We start from the raw sequence: 22,290 nt of genomic DNA on the forward strand, positions 1-22,290 counted from the left end.
CTCCCGTTCCCGAATGCAGGTCAGAGTGTCCGGGACCCCTCAGGACGCCAGGTAGTGATCGCCCAGATGACCACGATGTCCAGGGCGATGATGACGATCGACCACCACGGGTAGTACGGCAGCCACAGGAAATTCGCGACCAGCGAGATGCTCACGATCGTGATGGCCGCGACGCGCCCCCAGGTGGTGCCGGCGATCAGCCCGGCGGCGCTGATGATCAGGACCGCGCCCAGCGCGGTGTGGATCCAGCCCCAGGTGCTGATGTCGAACTGGTAGGTGTAGTTCGCGCCGACGACGAACAGGTCGTCGTCGATGACCGCGGCCAGGCCCTGGAGCACGGAGAGTACGCCGAGAACCATCATCAGCATCGCGGCGCCGATCGAGGTGCCGGCCGAGAATGCCTGGCGGCCGGAACGGTCGGTTGCGGGTGTTGTCATGCCGAGTCCCCTTTCCGGCGAGGCACGGTGCGGCCCCGCGGCGATTCCCGATCTTTCGCGGGTGCGGCGCCATGCGCTTCATCCGATCGGGGTGATCCGGAGGCGGACCGGGCGAAGGGGTGATCGGGCTGTCCTAGTTCCTGCGCGTGAGCAACGCGATGACGGTGTTGACCTCGCTGTGGTTGGGAACCGGCAGGCTCGAGCGCCCGTGGATGAACCCGATGCCGAGGTAGACCATGGCGCCCGCTCGCAAGCGCGCGGCCTCGGCGTCGAACCCGAGTTCGGTCAGGGCGCGGCGGATGGTGTCGAAGATGCGCTGATCCAGTTCGCGCACCGCCGTTTCCACGTGCGGGTGCGTGCGGCTCCATTCGCGGAAGGTGGCTTCGACCAGCCAGTCGCGGTCGACGAGCATGGCGGCCATGGCCTCGATGCGCTGTTCGATCGGCATGGAATCACCGGTGGCGACGGCGGCGATGACGCGGGCCTGGCCGGCGCTCCAGCGATCGGCCATCGCCTCCACGAGCTGGTCGATGTCATCGAAATGCCAGTAGAAGCTGCCCTTGGTGACCCCGAGCGCTTCGCAGAGCCGGGGGATGCGCAGCGCGGGAGCGCCCTCCTCGGTGAGCAGCGCGAGCGCGCCGTCGACCCAGTCGTCGTAGGAGAGCCGGCGGCCGCGACCGGTCGACCCGGCGGACCGGGATTCGCGGTGCTGCGCTTCGGCTTTCTTCGATTTGCGCGGTGCGGTGGTGGGTCGCGCGGGCTCGGCGGTCATCGGCGCCTTGGCCTGTGGGTCATCTGCACACCTCGATCGTAGAAGGCGGGCCGGGCGGGGAACTGCTGGAAGGTGCCTTCAGGCACATCACCCTTTACCATTCTTGAGAGTACGGTTTACTGTACCTCCCGGTATGGAGACGCGGACGGACGCGGCTCCACCGGAGAGGGTCGAACACATGGACGGCACGATCGACCGGCGCGCACTGCTGCGCGCCGGAGTCCTGGGATCGGCGGCGTTCGCGCTGTCCCGGAACGGGATTCGCGCACACGGCGCGCCACCCAGCCCACTGATCTTTCATTCGCCCGAGCTGACGCCGTTCGTCGACGAACTACCGCGACTGCCCGTGCTGTCCGGGCGCGAACTCGAGCTCACGGCCGCGACCACCACGCACCGATTCCATCGGGACCTGCCCGAATCACCCGCGATGGGCTACAGCGGCCAGAGCTACCTGGGCCCGACGATCGAACACCGCGCCGGCACGCCCCTGACCGTGCGATTCGTCAACGAGCTCGGCGCACATCCGTTCGCCGCGGACCTGGACACCAGCGTGCACGGCGTCAGCGAGCACTACCGCGATGCCCCGCCCAGCGTCCTGCACCTGCACGGCGGGGTGACCCCGCCCGAGAGCGACGGGCACCCCGAACGGCTCGTGTATCCGGGCCACGAGGCCGTGCACGAGTATCCGTTCCCGCAGCACGCTGCCGGGCTGTGGTACCACGACCACACGATGGGCATCACGCGCGCGAGCGTCTACGCCGGACTCGCCGGAACCGTGCTGCTGCGCGACGAATTCGACACCGGGGCCGCCGACAACCCGCTGGGACTGCCCGCGGGGGAGTACGAGGTGCCGCTGGTGCTGCAGGAGAAGATCTTCCGACCCGATGGGCACCAGAGCCTGCGCACCACACCCGTTGTACCGCAGGGGTTCTGGGAGGGCGGCGGAGTCGGTGACGTCGGGGTGGTCAACGGCAAGGTGTGGCCGAACATGGATGTCGCCCGCGGCCTGTATCGGTTCCGGGCGCTGAACGCGGCCTCCTACAGCGTGTGGAATCTGTTCTTCGGCAACCGGATGCGGTTCTGGGTGATCGGCAACGATCACGGCGTGCTCGACGCCCCGGTGCCGGTGATCGAGCTGCTCCTGGCCCCGGGTGAACGCGTCGATCTGCTGGTGGATTTCACCGGGCTGAACCCGGGGGAGACGGTGGAACTGCGCAACGATCTCGCGCCCCCGTTCCAGGCGGCGATACTCGGCGAGGTCGCGATGGAGCTGTTCTGCCGGTTCCGCGTCCTGGATCGCCCCGGCTGGACGGGGCCGGTTCCCGAACGCCTGCGCGGCGGTCCGGGACTGCCGGAGCTGTTGCCGCCCTTGGCATCCCCGGCGGTGATCCGGAATGTGACGGTCAGCCAGCCGTACGAGGTTCGGATGCCGCCCTCGATCATGACGCTGAACAACCTGCGCTACAGCGGCCCGGACGCCGATATGGAGATGCCCCGGCAGGGCACGGTCGAGCATTGGAACATCATCAACATCACCCCCGATCCGCATCCGATTCACCTGCATCTGGTGACATTCCGGATTCTGGACCGCACGCCGCTGCGGACCGTGGACTACCAGCTCGCCAATCCGCAACCCCCGGTCGGGGAGAAGTGGACGCCGTCGGCCGAGGGATTCCTCGGCGGACCGGCGCGGCCCGCCGAGCACTGGGAGGCGGGCTGGAAGGACGTCGTGCGCACCGACGGCGGGACGGTCACCCGGATCATCGTGCGATTCCCGACCGCGGCCGAGCTCGGCTTCGATCCGGACGCGCCGTTCGCGCGGGTGCCCGGGGAGGCGGCGGCATCGTCGCCGGAACCGCATGCCCCGGAGCCGCGGAGTGCGGGAGCGCACGGTCCGGGTGTGCACCCGGCACATGCCGGTCATCACGCATCGGATCTGCGCGGGTACGTCTGGCACTGCCATCTGCTCGATCACGAGGACCACGACATGATGCTGCGTTTCCGCACCGTGCCGTGAAGCAGCCGGTCGGGCCGCGATTTCGTTCCATACTTTTGAGTACAGTTCTAGGTACTTGAAGTATGGTGAGGGCATCGCGGATCGGTGATCCCGGGGTTCGAGGAAGAAGGCCACCCATGTCAGTGCAAGTCCCGCCGGCGCGCACCGAAGCGGACGTTCCCCCGCCGGTCCGGTGCCCCACCGCCTTCCGCTATCGGGAGGGCCGGGCCAAACCCGCCATCCGCCGACTGGATCGAGTGGTCACCGCGCTCACCGGCGGCGGGCTCTTTCCCACCGACACCCAGGCCGATGCCCTCTGCGAGGACCTGTTCGCGGGCGACCCGGTCGCCGAGCGCTTCGTCGCCGCCGTGATGCACGGCGAGATCGGCCCCAAGCGCGGCCGCGAAATGCTGGAGACCGCACTGACTTCGGGCGTGGACGCGGTACCCGACGCCCCAGCCGAGATGCGAGAGCTGTTCGCCGAGTTCGAGACTGAGCCCGACTGGCTGCGTCCCGAACTGGTGGAACAGGGCGCGGCGATCTGGCGACGCTGGGGCACCATGCTTTTCAGCTTCGCGGGCGCGGAAACCCTGGAGGTGTACACCGAGGCCGCGGTCGCGACCCCGCTCTCCCTCGCGGGTGGCTATGCCGGAAACAGCGCGCTGCGACGGTTTCTCGAGACGTGCCGATTCTGGATCGACGTATCGCAGCCCGGCGCGCTGCTGACCCCGGGTTCCGCGGGCCGGGCCACCGCCATGAAGGTGCGGGTCATGCACGTGTCGGTGCGAGCCAAGGTCGCCGAGCATCCCGAATGGGACACCGAACGCTGGGGCCTGCCGATCAGCCAGACCTACCAGCTGCTGACCCTGCTGGCGGGCAGCCTCACCCCCGGGGCGGGGCTGTGGCTGCTCGGCTACCAGACCACGCCCTCGGAGATCCGTGCGCTGCTGCACTTTCAGCGGTACATGGGCCATCTGCTCGGGGTGCGGGTGCGGTGGTATCCCGAGACGATCGCCGATTCCGCGCGCGTGCTGGCGATGACCGTGATCTCCCGTTCCTTCGACGCGGGGGAACACGGCGCGGAGCTGATCGAGTCCTATCCCGCGGCGTTCGCCCCGCGTCCGGAGCACCGCGGCTGGGCTCGGCTGCGCGCGGGCTACAACTATCGGATCAACTCGGTGTACGCCGCCATGTACATGGCTCCCGGCACCCGTCGCGGGTACCGGATGCCCGCCGCCTTCCCGTGGATCCTCATCCCCATCGCCCGCTTCCCGCTCATCACCGCGATGGAGCTGACCCGGCGCGTCTGCCCGCCCTTCGCGCGACTGCACGAACGCCTCATGAGCAGACACCGCGAGAACTGGTATCGCGCTCAAATGGCCGGCCGGGAAGCACAATTCGACGCCACCGGCGCACTGCGCCGCTGACCCTCGCCACCAAGGACGAACACGATATGCCGAACACCACGATCACCGAAGTATGGAACGGTCCCGGCCGCCGCGACGGCGACCTGACCACGGTGACTCCCCAGCACAACGGCCTGCACCCCTCCGACAGTCGAACCGCGTTCGAGCACTGGTACTTCGACGCGCAACTGGACAGCGGGCACGTGGTGGTCGGGTTCCTGATCAAACGCCGCCCGGAGGATCTGCCGTGGGCGCGGCCGTGGGTGGAGTTGATCGTGTACACCCCCGACGGACAACGGCGCCAGGCCGCCAAGCGCTATCCGGCTGCGGCGACCAGTTTTTCGGCCGTGGGCTGCGATGTGCGGATCGGTGAGAACACCGCACGCACCGAGTTCACGGCCGACGGTCTGCCGAAACACCATGTGCGCCTTGCCGAGGACGGCGTGGCCTTCGATCTGGTCTTCGAGAACGAGACCCCGAGCTGGATGCCGGGCAAGGGGGAGACCCGCTTCGGCGGTGGCGAGACCTTCGGCTGGGTCGTGGGCGCGCCACGGGCCCGGGTACACGGCACCCTGGAGATCGACGGCACGACGATCGCGGTCACCGGACGCGGCTACGCCGACCACAACTGGGGCACCGGCGACATGAAACGCGTCATCGACCGCTGGCACTGGGGCAGGCTGTACACCGAGGACTACTCGCTGCTGTTCGCCAACGTCCTGACCCAGCCCCGCTGCGGCTCCCACGCGATCGCCCCGCTGATGCTGGCCCGCGGCTCCGAGGTGATCCTCTCGACCGGCGAGACGACCCTGACCGAAGGCCCCACCCGCTACGACGCCACGGCCGGCCGCGACTACCCCGAGTGGATCGAACTCCGCGTTCCCGACCACCTGGATCTCCGACTGACCGTGGACCGCGTCATCCACGCCCACGACCTGCTGGACGACGTTCCCGTCGTCCGCTCACGCCCGCTGCGCCCCCTGCTGCACCGGCTGGTCGGCCACCCGTCGTACTTCCGCTTCCAGTCCTCGTTCGAGCTGACCATTCACCGCGACGGCGCCGAGGATCGCCTGTCCGGCACGACCCTGCACGAGTTGGTCGCGCTGCGCTGACCTCGGCTCAGGATGGCGGATCCTGTTCGAGCGCATGCGGAAACAGGTGGTCGAAGCCGATGGCGAACGAGTTGTCCGCCGGGTCGACGATCACCGCGAAGCTGTGCCCCCGGACCAGCCCCGCATGGTGGTCCAGGGTGCACACGGCACGGAAGGTATCGAACCGGGGTCCACTGATCTCGACGAGAAGGTCTGCGGTGTCCGGGTTCTCGCCCCCGTCCCGTATCTCCTGGACCGCGACGACCACCGCCGTCCCCCCGACCCCGACGGCCTGGAACCTGCGCTCGTTGGTACGCCATCGGACGGTGCTCACGATGAGCGCGACCCCGATGGGCAGGGTGATCACCCCCGTACAGACCCCGCCGATCACGTCGCCCCCGGTGACCCCGAGCACCGGCCCGAACAACGTCAGACAGCCCCCGATGAGGTAGGTGAATATGCCGGCGCGCGGGCCGATGAGCTCGACCTGCTCCGGTTCGCGGTAATCGGCGCCGGTCATCCCGGGCCCGCGATCCGCATCTCACCGAACAGGTTCGCCTCGTCCATACCCGCCTCCACCAGGGTTCCGCCCGTGCCCACGCCAGCGACCCGCTCCCAGTCTCGGCCCGAAACCCCCTGAGCGGCAAGCGTGCCGGTCAGTGCCGACCGGCGGCCACGCTGACCACGGCTGGTGTGACGGAAACTGTTGCGGCGCTGCGACAGCCGCCACCCGGCACGGGTTCGGCTCCCCACCACGAGAACCTCCACGGACAGCACGACACCACTGACCAAGAGCACCCACCGATAACGACAAAGTCACTGGTTTCCACGCTCGACAGCGAGTGGATCGGCGACTGAGGACTGCACCAGCGAAACATAAGAATCAGGACCGGATTTCGCCTTGACCTCGACAGATATCTTCAGTCGCTTCGGAGTAAACCGCACCGCAGGCACACCAGAATAGGTCACAACATTCTCAGCCTGGTCGAACACCACCTGAACATCACCACTAGTCGAGCAGCCCGGCGGACTGCTCGATGTTCCTCCGGTAATCACACTGCCGACCCATAGCCGTTGCCTGCGATAGTCCGTACAGTTCCGAACGGCAATAGTGTACCGTTCTCCTGATTCATCCTCGATGTGAAAAATAAGCAGGGAATTCTCGGTCGCAAACCCGGCATTCGCCGTGAAGGTCAGTGCAAGTCTTTCTTTACTGTACCGAGCGCACAGCTTCTCTACAGGCGAGTACCCTTCCCATGTGCGACACTTCTCACTCGCTTTTCTCGCGTCAGGAGCTACTATGTCAGAGAATTTGGCGCGTAACTCGTCCAGCTCAGAAGAGCGCTCCGCCGGGATTTCATATAGCTCGTCGAGCACTTTCGACATTCGCTGAACACAATTCCTATCAAGAGCATTTTCGATCTGAAACTTCGCCATGGAAGGAGTGGCTACCATTGCAGCAGTGCCAACCTCGAGGGGCTCGTCCGATTTGTCATGGACCAGGGATATGCGCGCCGCGAATACATACGGTTTCGCAACAGAGAGGTTTTGTTCCATCGGCCCGATATGAACGGTAACCCATTCGTCGTCAGCCAGAGGCTGGACCGTGTACATTATATCCCGCGTGATCGTGTGTGGCAGCGACGGCAGATCGGGAGGTATTTGAATGGTGTAATCTGCCTTGACCTCCGCCGGGCCTCCGCCGCCACGTGCACAGTCTTCGAACTGCTGGGCAAAAAGAACTTCCACCTTCACGGCAGTAATAAGCGCCGGCGCCGAACCGTTGTTCAAGAGAAATATATTTGCGGCAGTAGACTCGATTTGCGTCGAGGTCTTGCCCGAGTAGTACTGCAAACTACCACCGGTGTAGTCGGCCATGAGCTTCGTAGGGGGAGCTACCTTGAAGGTTCCGACCTCCAACACAGGCTTGGGCTTCTCGACAGCATTCGGCCAGCTCGCGATCGCTAGTCCAGCAATGGCGGCGAGAATCAAGACGGTGCTAACCACAAGCAAATTCCGTACCGAGCGGGTGATCGCCTTCGCGTGATCCTTTCCGCCTGGCATACGGTCGAGCACCACTTCCTCGCTGCCGTTGCTGCTATAAGCGAGGTAGCTCGGCTCCTGATGCAGGTCAGCAAGTTTCGCCCGTAGCGCGGCCATCAGATCGGAGGGCGCCAATGCGACCAGGTTGTCGCCGAGCGGGCCATCGAGAATTTCCAGGAGCGCAGCAGAGAAGACACCTGCGCGACGCTGACCGTCATTCCGGGCCTTCTTGCCAGGGCCAGCGGCGAAGAAGACGCGCTGATCACAGTTCGGGAACCCCGGGCCGATCGGGAAGGTCTCGTTGGTGAGCCCGTCCCTCCAATTCATGTCTTGTGCATGCGTCAAGCAGGCGTCGACCAGGATGAGCTGCCGTGGATGGGCCGCGTAGAGGCTTGAACGCAGCGACTCCAACAGCGAGGAAATATTCAGGTTGAGTTTCGACTGTGTGGTGGCCTCCGCGTACAGCAGACGTCGGTCGCTGCCATGAATGAAACCGTGACCACCCAGGTAGATGATGAGCATGTCGCTCGAGGTAACGCGCAGGTCATCGGTCAGCGCTCGGTACACGGTATCGCGTGTTGCCTCGAACCACGTGACCGCGAGGTCAGCGTTGTCCAACTCGGCACGATTGGTGCGCAACGGCGCAGCGCGAATCGCTATGTTCGCAGGGTCAACTCCCTTGGCGATCAACCAGGTCCGGAACCGTAGAAGGTCAGCAACCGGTCCGTCGAGTTTGGCTCGGCTGTCGAAAACGTAGTCCTCGATACCGATCAGCACGCAGACCGTTCTTTCCGGCAGATAGGTCACCTCAGGACCTCATCGAGCACCTCGAAGAAGTTTTGGGAACGGAAGTACGCGCTGTGCGAACGAGGGAACGGCATTCCGTTGTCGACGATACGATCCTCGACACGCCCTGGAAAGAGGCCCGAAGCCGCGTAGCCGAGCAGGTCCCGAGTATCGAAGATGTTTGTCCATTCAGGTACGGAATTCGGCAGTCTCGCACCGAATTCGAGAGAAGGCAGCGCGTTCAGCTCGTAAAGCAAACCGGCTTGGGATCCGACTGTGATCAACTGACGCACCTGCGGAATCGCATTTATGATAAGTGTTTCGAGCGCCGCTATACCGCCCAGACTGTGGGCGATAACAATGACATCATCCTCCCTAGCGGCATCGCGGATACTATCCGCGATGAATTGACGGAGCTTTTCGCCTCGAACGAGATACTTCAGAACATCTCCCGGCATCTCGGCTGAAGCACCCGTGATCACCTTGCGATGCCGTTCAACCGGTCGAGTCAACCCGCTAGCCAGCAGAACGTTCCCCAGTTTTGCGAGGATCGAACGGTCCGAATAGTGCGAAGTGACCGCTGATATCATGGCGTCCACGACTGCATCACGATGCCGACCGTCCAACGCCAGAGTGCCATCAATTCGATCATCAGCTTGGCCGATGGCCGCAGCGACAATGGACCGCACAACAATTGCAGTGAGCGCTTCGCGGTCCTTCTCTTCGAGAACCACTGCGGCATAGAAACTATCGCTCTCGAGAACAGCTTCCGCGGCTGGACGCAGATCGATGCTGATACCTGCCGAGGCAGCTGCGGACACGACTGTCGAGTGCACAAGCGCCTGGCGGACAGCCACCTTCAATCCTTCGCCCGGTATGTCCATCCACGGGCCACGTTCGGGCAAATCGTCATTGTTCAATCCAAGCAGTCTCAACTCATAGAGCGGATCGTCGTCCAGCCGGTCCCACCCATCGTCACTGTAGTCCGACGGCTCCACCAGGCCACGCGTGGTGTTGCCGGATGGAATGGACACGCCCCGCGCCAGCAGAGAAGAGCCGCATGCATCCCCCCAATAGCATGGCCGCACTGCAACATCCGGCCGAATCTGTGCCAGGTTCTCACGTAGCGCGCCGAATGTCTCGTTGAAGGACTGCTCGCGAACCCCCGTGCCGTGAACAAATAGAACAGTCGCCACTACGCTCCAATCAGAACGAACTGCATGGTTGCCGGACCATTATTGCGCAGCTCTCGTCGATCAGCGCGGGATCGGGCAAGGCGTAAACCCTCCTGATCGCGCTGGGACAGCGATCTCTCGGCCAGATCCGCGACTGGCCAGGACCCACCCCAACCGACTACCGAGAGTGCAGATCGGCCACCGCCGACCAGTCCGGAGTCTGAGTCTGGACCGAACTCTTCGCCAGCGTGGGCAATACCGATCTGACTGCCAACACGGCTCAGCAGCGAAATGAAGGGTGTGGGCGCGGTTGGAGTCGCCGCAGCGGCCCATACCGCCCTGTCGCTGTGGCCTCGATCCGCAAGCACCCCGGCACTATTCGGCCGCTCGCGGTGATCCAAAGGAGGCCGGATCACATCACACTCGATCGCCCCATACGATCGAGGGCTGGAGTCGAACGAGGGGGGACCTTATGCCACGCCTACCTGAACCGGTACCTGCTGAGGTGGCCGAGCTGGCCGAGCAGCACCGGCTGGGATTGTTGATCGACGCGTTCATCGTCGCACGAGACCGAAAGTCGTTGGGACGCGACAAGGACCTCGGCAACCGGGTGTATGCCTATGGGCCGGGGCTGATTCGGAAGATGGCCGGCCAGCCGTTGTACGCGATGCGCTGGGAGCAGTTCAACCGGGTCGAGCAGAGCGTCACGCACCACCACACCAACTCGGCTTACAACGGCACCAGCTTCCGCTACGTGCTGCACAGTCCCGGTGGCGGCTTCGCGAACTTCACTGACTGGTACAAGGATCCGCAGCACAGCACCATCGACCCCTTCCACAACGACGTGCGGTACGTGACGTACCTGAGGGAGGGGATCGCCGGCATCTGGCGCCAGCAGATCATCGACTCGCTCAACACGCTCGAGCGCGGTGAGACGCTGACATTCGGCGCGGTGAGCCTGGACGCGCAGGGGGTCCGCACTCAGAAGAAGGGGAAGCTGGCGTGGCCCGACGTCAGGGACGCCACCCTGGATCAGGGATACCTGGTGATCGAGAAGCGCGGCAAACTGCTGCCGTGGACGATGGTTCCGTACGCGCTGGCGCCCGAAGCCACGTTGATCGTCACGCTGGCAAAGCAATTGGCTCCGCCCCGCTGACGGGTCCGGGGCTTCGGGGCGCGGAGTGAGCGTACGTTGGGGCGAGACCCCCTGCCCCACAGCGTGAGGAACCGCCGATGGACGACCACCTGGCTCAATTCTGTGCCGCCGCAACGGCGCGGGACTTCGACACGATGATGAAGGCCGTCGCGCCGGACGCGGTTCTCGTTTCCCCGCTGGCGGGGAAAGCGGTCTTCGCCGGGCACGACGACCTGAGGGTGCTGCTGACGGCGGTGTACTCGGCGCTGTCGGACATACGCTGGGAACCGCAGATCGGGACCGGTGACCGGCGAGCCGTTCTCTCCCATGCCAAGCTCGGTCCGTTCCGGATCACCGACGCCATGATCGTCGAGCTCGACGACCAGGGGCGGATCCGCCGCATCGCCCCGCACCTGCGGCCGTGGCTGGCTCTTACTGCCTTCGCGGTGCGCATGCTGCCGACCATGGTCCGGCACCCGGCCGTCTTCCGGCGAGCGCTGCGCACCCCGGACCCGGCGCTCGGTTAGGTCTCGGTATACGTCACCCGCTGGACCCAGCCGTCGCATCGGCACCGCAACGATGTCCGCGAAAACACCCGGCGCGTGGGCCGATCTGCTCCGATCCGCCGTTGCAGGCGGCCGTCATTCCGGGCCCACGACCCATTCGATCTGGTGGACTATGTCATTCTCCAGCAGGTAGCGATCCATCTCGAGATCGACGAACGTCGCGGGGTCGTTCATTCTCGCCCGGTACTCGCGGGCCTGCACGCGCCCGTCCGCGAGGACCCGGACGTTGGAGTACCGGCGCACCCCCAACGGCGTCTCGAACTCGCGGTACATCTTCCAGCCGGTTTCGGGGGTTTCGCCTCGGGCGTGGGCCATTCCCAGTTCGAATTCGAGCTGGAGCTCACCGGGCTCGAGGTCGTCGAACGGATTCGTCTCGTTCATGGCCGACCTCCACCCGTACCGTTCGCGCCCCGGGCCGAGCATCGGATTCGGTGCCGGCCCGAAACCCCTGTGCTGCACCATGCTACCCGGACGCGATGCACTCTCCGGCCTGATCACCTGCTAGGCAGCCGGCCGAATCACCCGAGCGGGGGGCGGTGCCGACGCACCGCCCCCAACCATGTTCGACGGCAATGCAATTCGAGGGCGGCTGCCCCTGTTTCGCTCAGCCCGCCAGGCGCACCCGTTCGACGCCGCCGCTCCCGCTCGCCCGGACGATGGGGATCAGCAGCCGCGACAGCGCCAACTGATCGACCGGCAGGCGCGGGATCTCCGGGAGCCAGTTGTGCACGAAGCCCACGGCGAGCCCGCTGCGCGGATCGGCCCACCCGCCCGACCCCGCCAACCCGATGTGCCCGATGGCGTGCGTCGCGCCGGGGACCGGATACGAATGATGCCCCAGCCGCCAGCCCATGGGCAGCAGCAGGTTCCGGTCCGGTCGGCGGGTCTGCACGCGCAACATCGCGCGCACTCGCTCGCGCGGGAGCAGCCGCCCGGGCGTCGCGATCTCGTTGTAGACCGCGGCCACCGCGCGAGCGCTGAAAACACCGTTCGCGGCGGGATTCTCGCCACGCAGCAGCAGCGGATCCGGGCCGAGCGCGAATCGCTCGACGCCCTCGGCGTGCACCGAGCGCACGAAGCCCGCGCCGTACAGCGGCGCGGCCGCGCGCACCGCCAGCGCGGCCAGCGGAATCCCCAGCGGCAGCCCCGATCCGTGCGACCGGGCGATACCGGGACCGGGCACGCCGCCGAGTTGCAGGCGGTCGAGCCCGAGCGGGTTCACGAGCTCGGTCCGGTACAGCTCGCCCATGCTCTTTCCGGTGATCGCCCTGGCGAGTCCGGCGGTGAGCCAGCCGAAGGTGATGGCGTGGTATGCCGGAACACCGCGCGTCTCGTCCGGTGCGGCCGCGGCGATCCGGTCGATCATCAGGTCGTGGTCGACCAGATCGTCGAGCCTGCGGGCGATGGCGCCCACCCGCGACAAACCCGCACGGTGACTGAGCAATTCGGCGACCGTGATGTCGCTCTTGCCCGCGGCGCCGAATTCGGGCCAGTACTCCGCGACGGGCGCCCGGTAGTCCAGGAGTCCGCGTTCGGCCAGCAGGTGCAGCACGGTGACCGTGATGCCTTTGGTCGTGGAGTAGGAGACCGCGGCGGTCTCGCGCTGCCACGGCTCGTCGCCGGCCGAGCCCGCCCAGACGTCGACCACCGGTTCGCCGTGGTGATACACAGCCAGCGCACCGCCGCCGCGACCGGCGACGAGGCGGCCGAAAAGCTCTACCGCAGCGGCGTATTCGGGGTTCGAGTGACCGTGCACCACGGGTTCGCCCGGGGTCGCGGCCGGCGCACCGAAGATCGGGAGTCTCATCGGCTCACCCGTCCCGCCCCCGTGACCATCCGATTGCGCTCCAGTGCCTGACCGGCCACCGGTAGAGCCGACTTCGATGTCGATTCGTTCAACGCTCGCCTCTTCGTAATTCTCTTACTCTAGTAATCCGATTATCCAAAAAATCGGGTTAGAAGCAAAGGCTAGGATGATCAAGTGGCCCGCATGACCCGCGCTGAGAGCAAAGACCGCACCCGCCGGAGCATCCTCGACGCGGCCGTGCCCCGCTTCCTCGACCGCGGCTTCACCGCCTGCTCACTGGAAGAGATCGCCGACGCCGCCGGCTACTCCACCGGCGCGGTGTACTCGAACTTCGGCGGCAAGACCGAGCTGGCGATCGAAGCCCTCGACGAGCTGTACCTGCGGGAAACCGAACGCGTGTTGACCAGCTTGCTCGCCGACGAGCCCTCCTTCGAGTCCTGGGTCGCCACCCTGAGCGAGTGGGCCGCCCACACGATCGGCGAACCGCGCTGGGCTCGCTTCGAGATAGAGCTGACCGCCGTGATGGCGGGCAACGACACCCTCCGCCCCGCCCTCTCGACCCGCTACGCGCGTCTCCGCGAGGCGATCACGACCCTGCTGCAGCGCCTGATGTCGGAGACCCACCCCGAGAACACCGATTTGGATGCGACCGCGACGTTGCTGCTCGGTCTGGTCCTGGGCGTGGCTCTGCAACGGATCGCCGACCCGGAGGTGCCGACGGCGGCGCTGACCCACGGGATCGAGTTGATCGCCCGCAATCCCCGGTTGGCGACCGAGTGATCCTCGCGGAGTCGGGTGTCACTCCATCCCGGTGCGCCCGGGGGTCCAGAACGGTTTGGTGTGAATGTTGCGCCGATCCCAGCCGTGAACATCGATGAGCACGCGCTTGAGCGTCTGGATGGTACGGGCTTCGCCGGCCAGGTAGGCCGCGCCCGGCCGGCCGGGGAGCGGGAGATCGCGCAGGGCCGCCGCGAGCACGGGCGAATTCGCCGCCGAGGCATCCCCACGTTCGACCCTGGTCAGGGTCGCGGGCAGCGCGAGGTGGTCGGCGCCGGTGGCGGCTTCGACCACGCCGTGCACCTCGGCCGCCGCGGGCAGCGACCGCACCATCGCCGCGAACGCGACCGACGCGGTTTCCTCGCCCGCGAACAGGTGATACTCCGCGTGCGGGCGCGGTGTCAGTTTGCCTTCGGGGCGGGTGAATCTGACCGCGGAGCCGACGTGGAGATCACGAATCCACCGCCGCGACGGGGTGAGATTCCCCGGCTCGGCAGTGTGCTCGAATCGCACGATGTCGAGGGTTCCCAGCTCCGGGTCGGCGTCGTAGATGGAGTAGGCCCGCAGCGAGTCGTAGGGCGCGAGCCGAAGCAGAGTTTCGGCGAAGCCATCGACCTGCACGCGGATATGTTGTCCCGCTGTCCATTTCAGTCCACGCAGACGCGGTCCACTGAACCTGATGCGCTGAAGTCGGGGCGTCAGCTGCTCGAACTCGCTGACCGTCGCGGTCAGCATTATCGCGTCGCGGAGTGACCCCACGAAGGGAATGGTGTCTTCGAGCGCCGCCATGGTTCTCCCGTTGCGTGATTGACCGATTGCATTGCGCGACAGCCACTTTCATCTGGCTGAAGCTCGAATGTCGAAAGATGCTCGGCGCGAGGGCAATCGGGTGGGGTCCGATCGATCTCACGCCTCGCGGATGTCACGTGACGAAAAAGGCACGGGGCCTCGATGTGTCCGACAGTCGTTGTCGGGCGGTACATTCGGTGGTCGGTGGCGACCATGAACAGCTTACATAATGAACAGTCATTATGTAAATGATCAGGGTGAGGCCACCGACCACCGCGGGTGCCGCAGACCCTCACCGCGCCAGTGGAACCGGGCCGACCTGGTGTTGCAGGCGGTTGAAGCGACGGTCGTGCCACAGCAGCGGCGTTCCCTCGCCCGTGTGGGTCGCGACGATCCGACCGACCACGAGCGCGTGGTCGCCGTAGCGCCGGACGTCATCGACCAGGCACACCGACCAGGCGAGTGTGCCGCGCAGAATCGGAACACCCAGCACGGTGGTGTAGTCGGCGCCGTCGAACCGATGACCGCCGCGCCCGGCGAAGTCCTCGGCCAGCGACTGTTGCTCCGCCGCAAGGAATTGCACGCCGAACGCCCGGGTCCGCCGCAGCGCGGCGAGGGTTCCGGATCCGGTCGCCAGGTACGCCGACAGCAGCGGCGGATGCAGCGATACCGAGGTGACCGACGAGGCGGTCATGCCCACGGGCCCGCCGGGACCCTGCGCGGAGACGATGCTGACGCCCGCGGCGAGCATGCGGAACAGTCGCCGGCAACGCTCGGCCTCGGGACCGGGAACATCGGCGAACTCCGCGACCGGCGACGGGTCGAGGGCGGCCCGCTCAGACATGATCCGGGGTAACGATCGTGACCTCGCCCAGCAACCCGGTCAAGATCACGGTGATGTTCTCGCGCAGTGCGGATTCCGCGACCGGGTCCAGGATCTCCGACAGCGAGGGCATGCCGAGATCGAAGCGCGCGGTGAAGTTCACCGCGGTGCCGGACTCGTGCGCGCGCACCCGCCACGAACCGTGGAACTCGGCGAAGTCGCCGGAGGTCTGTTCGAAGTCGATGACGCCCTGCTCGGGGTCGAAGGTATCGACCTCGGTCCACCGCAGCAGGCCGCGGCGAAACTTGACCGTCCAGGTCGACTCGACCCGTTCGGTGTCGACGGACCCGACCTCGACCGAGACGACGGTGTCGGTGAACTCGGGGTAGCGCGCGAAATCACTGATGCGCGAGTAGGCGAGGGCGGAGTCGATGGCCGGGGCCACGAGGTGAAGATCGATGGTGCGCATGAGATTTGGCTCCTTGGTCGGGGGCGGTGTGACGTGTCAGAGCGCCGCGGCGAGCGCGGTCTCGAAGGCGATCAGGAAGTGCTCGACATCGGACTCCTCGAGAACGGCCGGCGGGCTGAACCGCAGCACGGTCGAGGAATTGAGGGAGTGGTTGGCCAGCACACCCTGCTCGATCAGCCCGAGGAACAGCTCGCCGACGCCGGCCGGCTCGCGGAACTCCAGTCCGATCAGCAGTCCGCGGCCGCGGATGTCGATCTCGTCGCCCCGGGGGTGGCGGGCGACGATGGCGGTGATGTCCCGCAGCAGTCGTGCGCCGAGGTCGGCGGCTCTGGTGGTGAGGTCCTCGTCGTGGATGACCGCTATCGCCGCCTCGGCCGCGGCGCAGGCGAGGGGCGAGGCCGCGAAGGTCGAGGTGTGCAGGTAGGGGTCGCTGGAAAACGGCTGGTAGGCAGCGGCGGTCGCGACCATCGCGGCGATGGGCACAACACCGCCGGAGAGCCCTTTCCCGACCAGCAGGATGTCGGGGACCACGCTTTCGGCGTCGATGCCCCACCAGGTCCCGAGCCGGCCGAGCCCGGTCTGGATCTCGTCGACGATCAGCAGAGCATCGTGGGCGCGGCATGCCTCGGACACCGCGCGCAGATAGCCCGGCGGCGGAATGCGAACGCCGCCCTCGCCCTGGACCGGCTCGACGATCACGCAGCCACGTCCCGGGACCGCGGCCAGTGCCACGGTCATGGCCTCGATGTCGCCGAAGGGCACCGTGGTGACATCGGGCAGCAGCGGCCGGAACGGATCCTGGAAGATCGGCTTCGCGGTGACGCTCAGCGCGCCGAGCGTCTTGCCGTGAAAACCGTTGGCGGTCGTGATGATCGCGTTCTTGCCGTTGGCGCGGGCGAGTTTGAGCGCGGCCTCGGTGGCTTCGGCGCCGGAGTTGACGAAGTGCACCATCTCCAGCGGGCCGGGCGTGGTCGCGGCCAGGGCGGCCGCGGTCCGGGCGGCGACCGGTTCGAGGAAGACCCGCGTGGCCATCGGATGCAGGTCCAGCTGGCGGTGCACCGCGGCGGTCACCACCGGATGGCGGTGACCGAGCAGATACACCCCGTACCCGCCGAAGTCGAGGTATCGGCGTCCGTCGCTGGCCAGCACCCACGGGCCTTCGCTCGAGATCTCGACCATGCCGCCGAGCAGCGCGCCCAGCGATGCACGGGTGGAGCCGAAGTGCTTGCGGCACAACAGCTGTGTCTCGGCGTCGAGCTGGGAATCGGTGGTCGTCATGCGACCCGAGCCTGGCCGGCGTGCCCGAGACCCTTGGTGCGGGCCCAGTAGCGCAGGGACTTCGCGGTGGCCTCGAGCAGTGCCGCCCGGGTGACCTGCGGGCCGAAGCCGAGTTCGGCCATGGACGTCGGCAGCGGCTCCGGGGTCTGGAACAGCCAGGTGAACTCCAGGAAGTCCCGGAACATCGCCTGCGCGTCGGCGGGCAGGGCGTCCTCGAGCAGCGGCAGCAGCAGGCGGTCGACCGCTTCGCTCGGAATGAAACGCGGTGGTGCGCTGGTGATCCCGAGCTCTTCACCGATGTCACGGCACAGGGCCAGGATATCGCCGGCGTGCAGCGCCTCCGGCCCCGCGGACAGCCAGTACTCGCCCTGGACGATGTTCTCCCGCAGCAGCTTTCCCAGCACCGCGGCGACCAGATCCTGGGGGATGGTGTCGATCAGCGAGTCCGAGGCGCAGGGGATGAGCGGCACCCGGCCGCGCACCACGCCACCGAGCACCCGGTGCAGGCCCTGGAACGCCGACATCCTGCCGTCGACGGTGCTGCCGGACACCACCGAGGGGCGCACGATGACGGTCTGCGCGGGATCCTCGCGCACCAGCTGCTCGGCATCGATCTTGGACTGCACGTAGGTGGCGGCGCCGGGGAAGCTGGTGCCGTCGCCGGGCGGGTTGGCCACGAACGCGGTGCTGAAGAAGTAGAGCGGGACCTCGGCGTCCCCGGCCAGGCGCAGCAGCGCGCGCGGTCCGGCGAGGTTGGTCCGCAGAATGGTCTCGGGGTCTTCCTTCCAACTGGTTACCGCCGCCGAGTGCACCACGGCGTCGACCCGCTGGGTGAGCCGCCGATAGTCGGCGGTGTCGAGTCCGAGTGTGGGATGGGCGAAGTCGCCGGAGAACTCGCTGATGCGCGGATCGGCGACCGGTGTGCGGTGCCGCATGCACACGATGTCGAAGTCGTGCGCGAGCTCGTCGATCAGCGCCCGGCCCAGGACTCCGGAGCCGCCGGTGAGCAGGATGGTGCGTTTACGCCAGGTCATGTCGATTCGTCCTTTACGCGATGCGGAGTGTGGAACCGGTCAGGTAGTCGATGAGCGAGCCGGCCATTCGGGAGCGCGCGGGCGGGTGGAAGCCGAGGCCGTTGACCGCGGCGGCGAGGTAACCGACGTCGTCGCCGGTCATGAAGTTCAGGCCGCCGAGCAGTTCGATTGCCCGGGGCACCACCGCGGCGATGGCGTCCTGAACCGCGTAGCGCACCAGGAGTGCGTCGGCGAGCAGGTGTTCGTCCTGCTGGCGTTCGGGGACCTGCCGGGCGATGTTCTCGACCGCGGCCATGGCGCCCTCGATCCCGGTCACCAGCCGCAGACGCTCGTCCGCGCCGACCTTGTCGAGCGTGAGCGCGCGTTCCACCAGGGCGGAGGCGGCGCCGAGATAGGAGCCGGTCATCAGCAGTTCGAACCAGACGAACCCCGCGGTCTGCACCTCGTCGAGGCGGCCGGAGTCGACGGCGCCGGTCAGCACGACGAGATTAGGCGGCACGAGCACGTCCTCGACGGTGACCTGTTCACTTTCGGCCCCGGCCAGCGCGAAGCTGGACCAGAAGGGCGTCACGGTGACCCCGGGGTCGGTGGACGGAATGAGCGCGACGCCCAGCTGCTGCCCGCCCTCGGCGTCGGGGACCAGCACGCTGGCGGTCAGCAGGTCCATCGAGCGGGCCAGACTGCAGGGGCGCTTGACCCCCGAGACCCGGATGCCGTCCGCGCTCGCGGTGGCCGTCATCGTCGGCGCCAGAATTCGGCCGTCGGGCCGGCCTTCGGCGAAGCCGGACGCGACCAGCATCCGCTGTCCCGCAATGGCTTCCAGCAGCAGCCATTCCTGTCCGCCTCGATCGGCCACCAGGATCAGGCTCGAGATCGAGAAGTGGTGCATGGTGGTGGCCACGGCCAGCGACGGCGAGCGGGAACCGATCGCCCGTTGGATCCGGACCGCTTCCAAAGGTGTTGCGCCGCTGCCCTTGTACTCCTGCGGAATCACCAGGCCGGCGCCGCCGGCCTCGCGGAAGAGCTTGATCCCCGGCGTCGCGGGAGATTCCAACTCCCGCAGCGGAACCTGGGTCAACTGCGTGTCCAGACCGGGTAGATACCGCTCCAGTACGGCGCGTTCGCGCTCCAAGATTTTCATGCTTATCCCAACCGAGCAGAGTCGAGCCCGAGCCGAACCGTGTCGTGCTCGAGCGTGTGCGAAGTGCGCGTGAATCGGGACCGCAACCGGCCGCCCGTGAACACGAGATCCGTTGCGCGGCGGGCGATCCGCCCCTGAATAGTGCGTCGAGCATCCTCGGCCGACTGCGATGTGGAGCTTAACCGGACCGCTGTCGAGTCGGTCAACCGTGAGCGCGGTCACAAGGTAGGTGAGCGTTTGCTCGGTCTGCCCGACGCGGTAGCGGTATTGCCGAGCTGGCAACTATGCGCCGCGCAGTGGGATGTGCCAGCTGAGATAACTCGCACCCGCAAAACGACATATTACCGGTGGGTAGTCTGGTTAACGACGGGCAATCCACGACCGTTCCTGCCCGCTCGATGATGCAGATCACACGAGTGGAAATCGCAGGTGGAATGGCTTAGCGTTGCGTTGTCGATTGGCGAATTGGTGGCACGCCTCTCGAGCTTTGTGGGGATTGTGTACGCACGGCGTCCGGACAGAGTGGTCCGCCGCGAAGTGCAGCATAATGGCAGCTCAGTGACATTATTTCGAGAGACCCGAGGGGGGTCTGTGGGTGGAATAGCGATCTGTCCGGCTGCGTGCCCGAGCCTTACCGATCTGAACTTCCGATGAATTCGTGTCGTCGATTCCGGCCGTGAACGGGTCACGCAGCACGCACTGAACCGGAAATAGACTGTTTCAAACAGTTAATCACTTTCGCTCAAACTGAACGGTCGAATTATCGCCTGTTCAAGTGTCAATTGCCGCGCGTGAATCAATTATTCATGCCGGCGCAGTGCCGACCTACGACCGATCGTGGTTGCCGGTCGTTATTCCCATCTCCTTTTGTTCGATACCGAGTGAGGAACGTCTGTGAACACTGTCATCGAGAAAGACCTGGTCGAGATCGTTCGTGATGATCTGGCGGTATCGCTGCCCGATATCGACGGCACGTCACGCCTGATCGACGACCTGGGGCTGGATTCGGTCGCCTTCGCCGTGGCCATCGTCGCCATCGAGGAACGGCTCGGCGTCCGGCTCACCGAACAGGAGCTGGTGAACTGCGCGACGCTGTCCGACGTGGCGTCCGCGGTGGCCGGTCGCCGCGCCGCCGCCGAACAGGCGTGAGGGGCGCGGGCATGACACTGCTACGGGAGAACGCGCTCGCGGCCGCGGTTCGTGAGGCATTGCGCGGGGGCGCGGATCTGCGCATCCTGAACAAGGACGAGAACCGGTGGGAATCCAAGCACTGGGGTGAGGTCCTCGAACACGCCGAAGGCATTGCGGCACATCTGCAAAGCCTGCGGGAGAACGCCGCACCGGTGGCGGTCATCGGCGAACCGAGCTACGAAACCGTCGCGACCGTCCTCGCGGCCTGGCTGGCCGGGCGCGCGTCGACCATTCTGCCGGGGCCCAACCGCTTCGCGAGTCTCGAATCGTGGGCCGCGCGGACCACGACGCAACTGACCACGCTCGGGGTGGGCGAGGTATTCTGCCAGGGCGCCGCGCTGCGGGCCCTGACCGCGGTCGCCGCACCCGGCGGCCCGCGCATCGCCGAGTTGGACGAGGTCAATCGGTGGCGCACCGCGCCCGCGGGATTCGCCCCCACCGCGGTCGCGCCGGACGCGGTGTCGATCTATCAGGGCACCGCGGGGTCGACCGGTATCCCCAAGAGCGTGGCTCTGACGGCTCCGGCGGCGCTGGCGAACGTCCGGGATGTGCTGTCGCGACAGCGATTCGATACCCGGGACGATGTCCTGTGCAGCTGGCTTCCGCTCTATCACGACATGGGCCTGATGATGCTGCTGGCCGGCGTGGTCACGGGCGCGCCCACCTGGCTGGCCCCGACCTCGGCCTTCGCCAAGTCGCCCTTCGACTGGCTGCAGTGGCTCACCGCCAGTGGCGCGACCATCACCGCCGCGCCGAATTTCGCGTACGCGTTGCTGGGGCGGTACGCGCGGCTCGCCGGCGGCGCCGACCTCGGTGCGCTGCGTGTGGCCATCAACGGCGGTGAGCCCATTGATGTTTCGGCGACGCAGCAGTTCAGCGCGCAACTCGCGCCCGCGGGGTTCGACGCCCGCGCGGTGTGCGCGGCGTACGGTCTCGCCGAGGCGACCTGCGGGCTCACCATGCCCGCGGCCGCGGCCGGCCTGAGTTTCGACGAAGTGACCGGCCCGAACGGTGCCCCGCATCGCGCCGCGCTGCTCGGCGCCGCGCTAGACGGCGTCGAGCTGCGGGTGGTTCCCTCCACCCACACCACCGACTTCGATGCCGAGCGGCCGGTCGGTGAGGTCCAATTCCGTTCCACCGCACAGATGGTCGGCTATTTCGGCGACACCCCGATCGCCGCGGGGGAGTGGATCGGCACCGGCGATCTGGGCTACCTCGTCGACGACCAGTTGGTCGTGTGCGGGCGCAGCAAGGAATTGATCACCATCGCGGGGCGCAACATCTTTCCGCAGGAGATCGAGCGCGCGGTCGCTGGCGTGGCCGGGGTGCGCCCCGGCGGCATCGCCGCGGTCCGGGGCGGCGGCACCGAGGCCCGGCGCGATCAACTCGTGGTCGTGGCCGAGTATCTCGGCGATGACGAGCCCGCCGCGCGACGGCTGATCGCCGAGCGGGTCGCCGCCGAATGCGGCGTCACGCCCGGTCTGGTCGACCTGGTCGCCGCGGGCACGCTGCCCAAGACCACCTCGGGCAAGTTGCGGCGCGTGGAGATCGCGGCCGGATACCGATGAATCAAG

The 22,290-nt window shown here is 66.7% G+C and carries 21 protein-coding genes; 8 read left to right on the forward strand and 13 right to left on the reverse strand.

Annotated elements, in window-relative coordinates; translation table 11 throughout:
* Positions 1 to 20: 20 nt before the first annotated feature.
* On the reverse strand, positions 21 to 437 hold the full coding sequence (locus ACWDOP_RS02955; protein WP_456343643.1) for a DUF7144 family membrane protein: 417 nt from the start codon (positions 435 to 437) through the stop codon (positions 21 to 23).
* Positions 438 to 570: 133 nt separating this feature from the next.
* A complete protein-coding gene (locus ACWDOP_RS02960) occupies positions 571 to 1,209 on the reverse strand; it encodes a TetR/AcrR family transcriptional regulator (protein WP_454206890.1) in 639 nt (212 codons plus the stop codon).
* A gap of 178 nt (positions 1,210 to 1,387) precedes the next feature.
* Between ACWDOP_RS02960 and ACWDOP_RS02965 the strand changes: the two genes are divergently transcribed.
* The 3 genes from ACWDOP_RS02965 (at position 1,388) to ACWDOP_RS02975 (ending at position 5,723) form a co-directional block, all read left to right on the forward strand.
* Entirely contained in the window at positions 1,388 to 3,226 is a 1,839-nt protein-coding gene (locus ACWDOP_RS02965; RefSeq protein ID WP_456343644.1) for a multicopper oxidase family protein, read from the forward strand.
* 116 nt (positions 3,227 to 3,342) lie between these two features.
* Positions 3,343 to 4,632, forward strand: coding sequence for an oxygenase MpaB family protein (locus ACWDOP_RS02970; RefSeq protein ID WP_456343645.1), 1,290 nt, complete (start codon positions 3,343 to 3,345; stop codon positions 4,630 to 4,632).
* A gap of 26 nt (positions 4,633 to 4,658) precedes the next feature.
* Positions 4,659 to 5,723: a lipocalin-like domain-containing protein gene (locus ACWDOP_RS02975; RefSeq protein WP_456343646.1), complete on the forward strand. Its 1,065-nt coding sequence runs from the start codon at positions 4,659 to 4,661 to the stop codon at positions 5,721 to 5,723.
* A 7-nt stretch (positions 5,724 to 5,730) separates the two neighbouring features.
* Here ACWDOP_RS02975 and ACWDOP_RS02980 read toward each other — a convergent pair whose 3' ends face one another.
* The 3 genes from ACWDOP_RS02980 to ACWDOP_RS02990 form a co-directional block, all read right to left on the reverse strand.
* Positions 5,731 to 6,222, reverse strand: a complete 492-nt coding sequence (locus ACWDOP_RS02980) for a hypothetical protein (protein WP_456343647.1) — start codon at positions 6,220 to 6,222, stop codon at positions 5,731 to 5,733.
* 296 nt (positions 6,223 to 6,518) lie between these two features.
* On the reverse strand, positions 6,519 to 8,552 hold the full coding sequence (locus ACWDOP_RS02985; protein WP_456343648.1) for a hypothetical protein: 2,034 nt from the start codon (positions 8,550 to 8,552) through the stop codon (positions 6,519 to 6,521).
* Positions 8,549 to 9,727: a hypothetical protein gene (locus ACWDOP_RS02990; protein ID WP_456343649.1), complete on the reverse strand. Its 1,179-nt coding sequence runs from the start codon at positions 9,725 to 9,727 to the stop codon at positions 8,549 to 8,551. The genes ACWDOP_RS02985 and ACWDOP_RS02990 overlap by 4 nt, the downstream gene beginning before the upstream one ends.
* A gap of 484 nt (positions 9,728 to 10,211) precedes the next feature.
* On the opposite strand from ACWDOP_RS02990, the gene ACWDOP_RS02995 reads away from it, so the two are divergent.
* Both ACWDOP_RS02995 and ACWDOP_RS03000 read left to right on the forward strand, forming a co-directional pair.
* Positions 10,212 to 10,862: a DUF6585 family protein gene (locus ACWDOP_RS02995; RefSeq protein ID WP_456343650.1), complete on the forward strand. Its 651-nt coding sequence runs from the start codon at positions 10,212 to 10,214 to the stop codon at positions 10,860 to 10,862.
* Positions 10,863 to 10,939: 77 nt separating this feature from the next.
* On the forward strand, positions 10,940 to 11,368 hold the full coding sequence (locus ACWDOP_RS03000) for a nuclear transport factor 2 family protein (protein ID WP_456343651.1): 429 nt from the start codon (positions 10,940 to 10,942) through the stop codon (positions 11,366 to 11,368).
* Positions 11,369 to 11,482: 114 nt separating this feature from the next.
* Here ACWDOP_RS03000 and ACWDOP_RS03005 read toward each other — a convergent pair whose 3' ends face one another.
* Entirely contained in the window at positions 11,483 to 11,788 is a 306-nt protein-coding gene (locus ACWDOP_RS03005; protein WP_456343652.1) for a hypothetical protein, read from the reverse strand.
* 223 nt (positions 11,789 to 12,011) lie between these two features.
* Complete coding sequence (locus ACWDOP_RS03010) at positions 12,012 to 13,214, reverse strand: serine hydrolase domain-containing protein (RefSeq protein ID WP_456343653.1); 1,203 nt, start codon at positions 13,212 to 13,214, stop codon at positions 12,012 to 12,014.
* Positions 13,215 to 13,397: 183 nt separating this feature from the next.
* On the opposite strand from ACWDOP_RS03010, the gene ACWDOP_RS03015 reads away from it, so the two are divergent.
* Complete coding sequence (locus tag ACWDOP_RS03015; RefSeq protein ID WP_456343654.1) at positions 13,398 to 13,994, forward strand: TetR/AcrR family transcriptional regulator; 597 nt, start codon at positions 13,398 to 13,400, stop codon at positions 13,992 to 13,994.
* A gap of 18 nt (positions 13,995 to 14,012) precedes the next feature.
* Here ACWDOP_RS03015 and ACWDOP_RS03020 read toward each other — a convergent pair whose 3' ends face one another.
* The 6 genes from ACWDOP_RS03020 to ACWDOP_RS03045 all read right to left on the reverse strand — a co-directional run bounded on the left by ACWDOP_RS03020 (position 14,013) and on the right by ACWDOP_RS03045 (position 19,525).
* Entirely contained in the window at positions 14,013 to 14,780 is a 768-nt protein-coding gene (locus ACWDOP_RS03020; protein ID WP_456343655.1) for a siderophore-interacting protein, read from the reverse strand.
* Positions 14,781 to 15,072: 292 nt separating this feature from the next.
* Positions 15,073 to 15,624: a flavin reductase family protein gene (locus ACWDOP_RS03025; RefSeq protein ID WP_456343656.1), complete on the reverse strand. Its 552-nt coding sequence runs from the start codon at positions 15,622 to 15,624 to the stop codon at positions 15,073 to 15,075.
* Positions 15,617 to 16,072, reverse strand: coding sequence for a type II toxin-antitoxin system RatA family toxin (locus ACWDOP_RS03030; RefSeq protein WP_454206925.1), 456 nt, complete (start codon positions 16,070 to 16,072; stop codon positions 15,617 to 15,619). The genes ACWDOP_RS03025 and ACWDOP_RS03030 overlap by 8 nt, the downstream gene beginning before the upstream one ends.
* 36 nt (positions 16,073 to 16,108) lie before the next feature.
* Complete coding sequence (locus ACWDOP_RS03035) at positions 16,109 to 17,350, reverse strand: aspartate aminotransferase family protein (protein WP_456343657.1); 1,242 nt, start codon at positions 17,348 to 17,350, stop codon at positions 16,109 to 16,111.
* Positions 17,347 to 18,384, reverse strand: a complete 1,038-nt coding sequence (locus ACWDOP_RS03040; protein ID WP_456343658.1) for an SDR family oxidoreductase — start codon at positions 18,382 to 18,384, stop codon at positions 17,347 to 17,349. The genes ACWDOP_RS03035 and ACWDOP_RS03040 overlap by 4 nt, the downstream gene beginning before the upstream one ends.
* A gap of 13 nt (positions 18,385 to 18,397) precedes the next feature.
* Positions 18,398 to 19,525 (reverse strand): acyl-CoA dehydrogenase, encoded by a 1,128-nt coding sequence (locus ACWDOP_RS03045; protein ID WP_454206930.1) that lies wholly within the window; start codon positions 19,523 to 19,525, stop codon positions 18,398 to 18,400.
* A gap of 894 nt (positions 19,526 to 20,419) precedes the next feature.
* Here ACWDOP_RS03045 and ACWDOP_RS03050 point away from each other — a divergent pair.
* The gene (locus ACWDOP_RS03050; protein ID WP_454206931.1) at positions 20,420 to 20,674 is read left to right on the forward strand and encodes an acyl carrier protein; all 255 of its coding nucleotides are present in this window, start codon (positions 20,420 to 20,422) and stop codon (positions 20,672 to 20,674) included.
* Between the two features lie 11 nt (positions 20,675 to 20,685).
* Positions 20,686 to 22,284, forward strand: a complete 1,599-nt coding sequence (locus tag ACWDOP_RS03055; RefSeq protein WP_456343659.1) for an AMP-binding protein — start codon at positions 20,686 to 20,688, stop codon at positions 22,282 to 22,284.
* The last annotated feature ends 6 nt before the right edge of the window (positions 22,285 to 22,290 follow it).

It is taken from the genome of Nocardia sp. NPDC003693, from assembly GCF_053981095.1.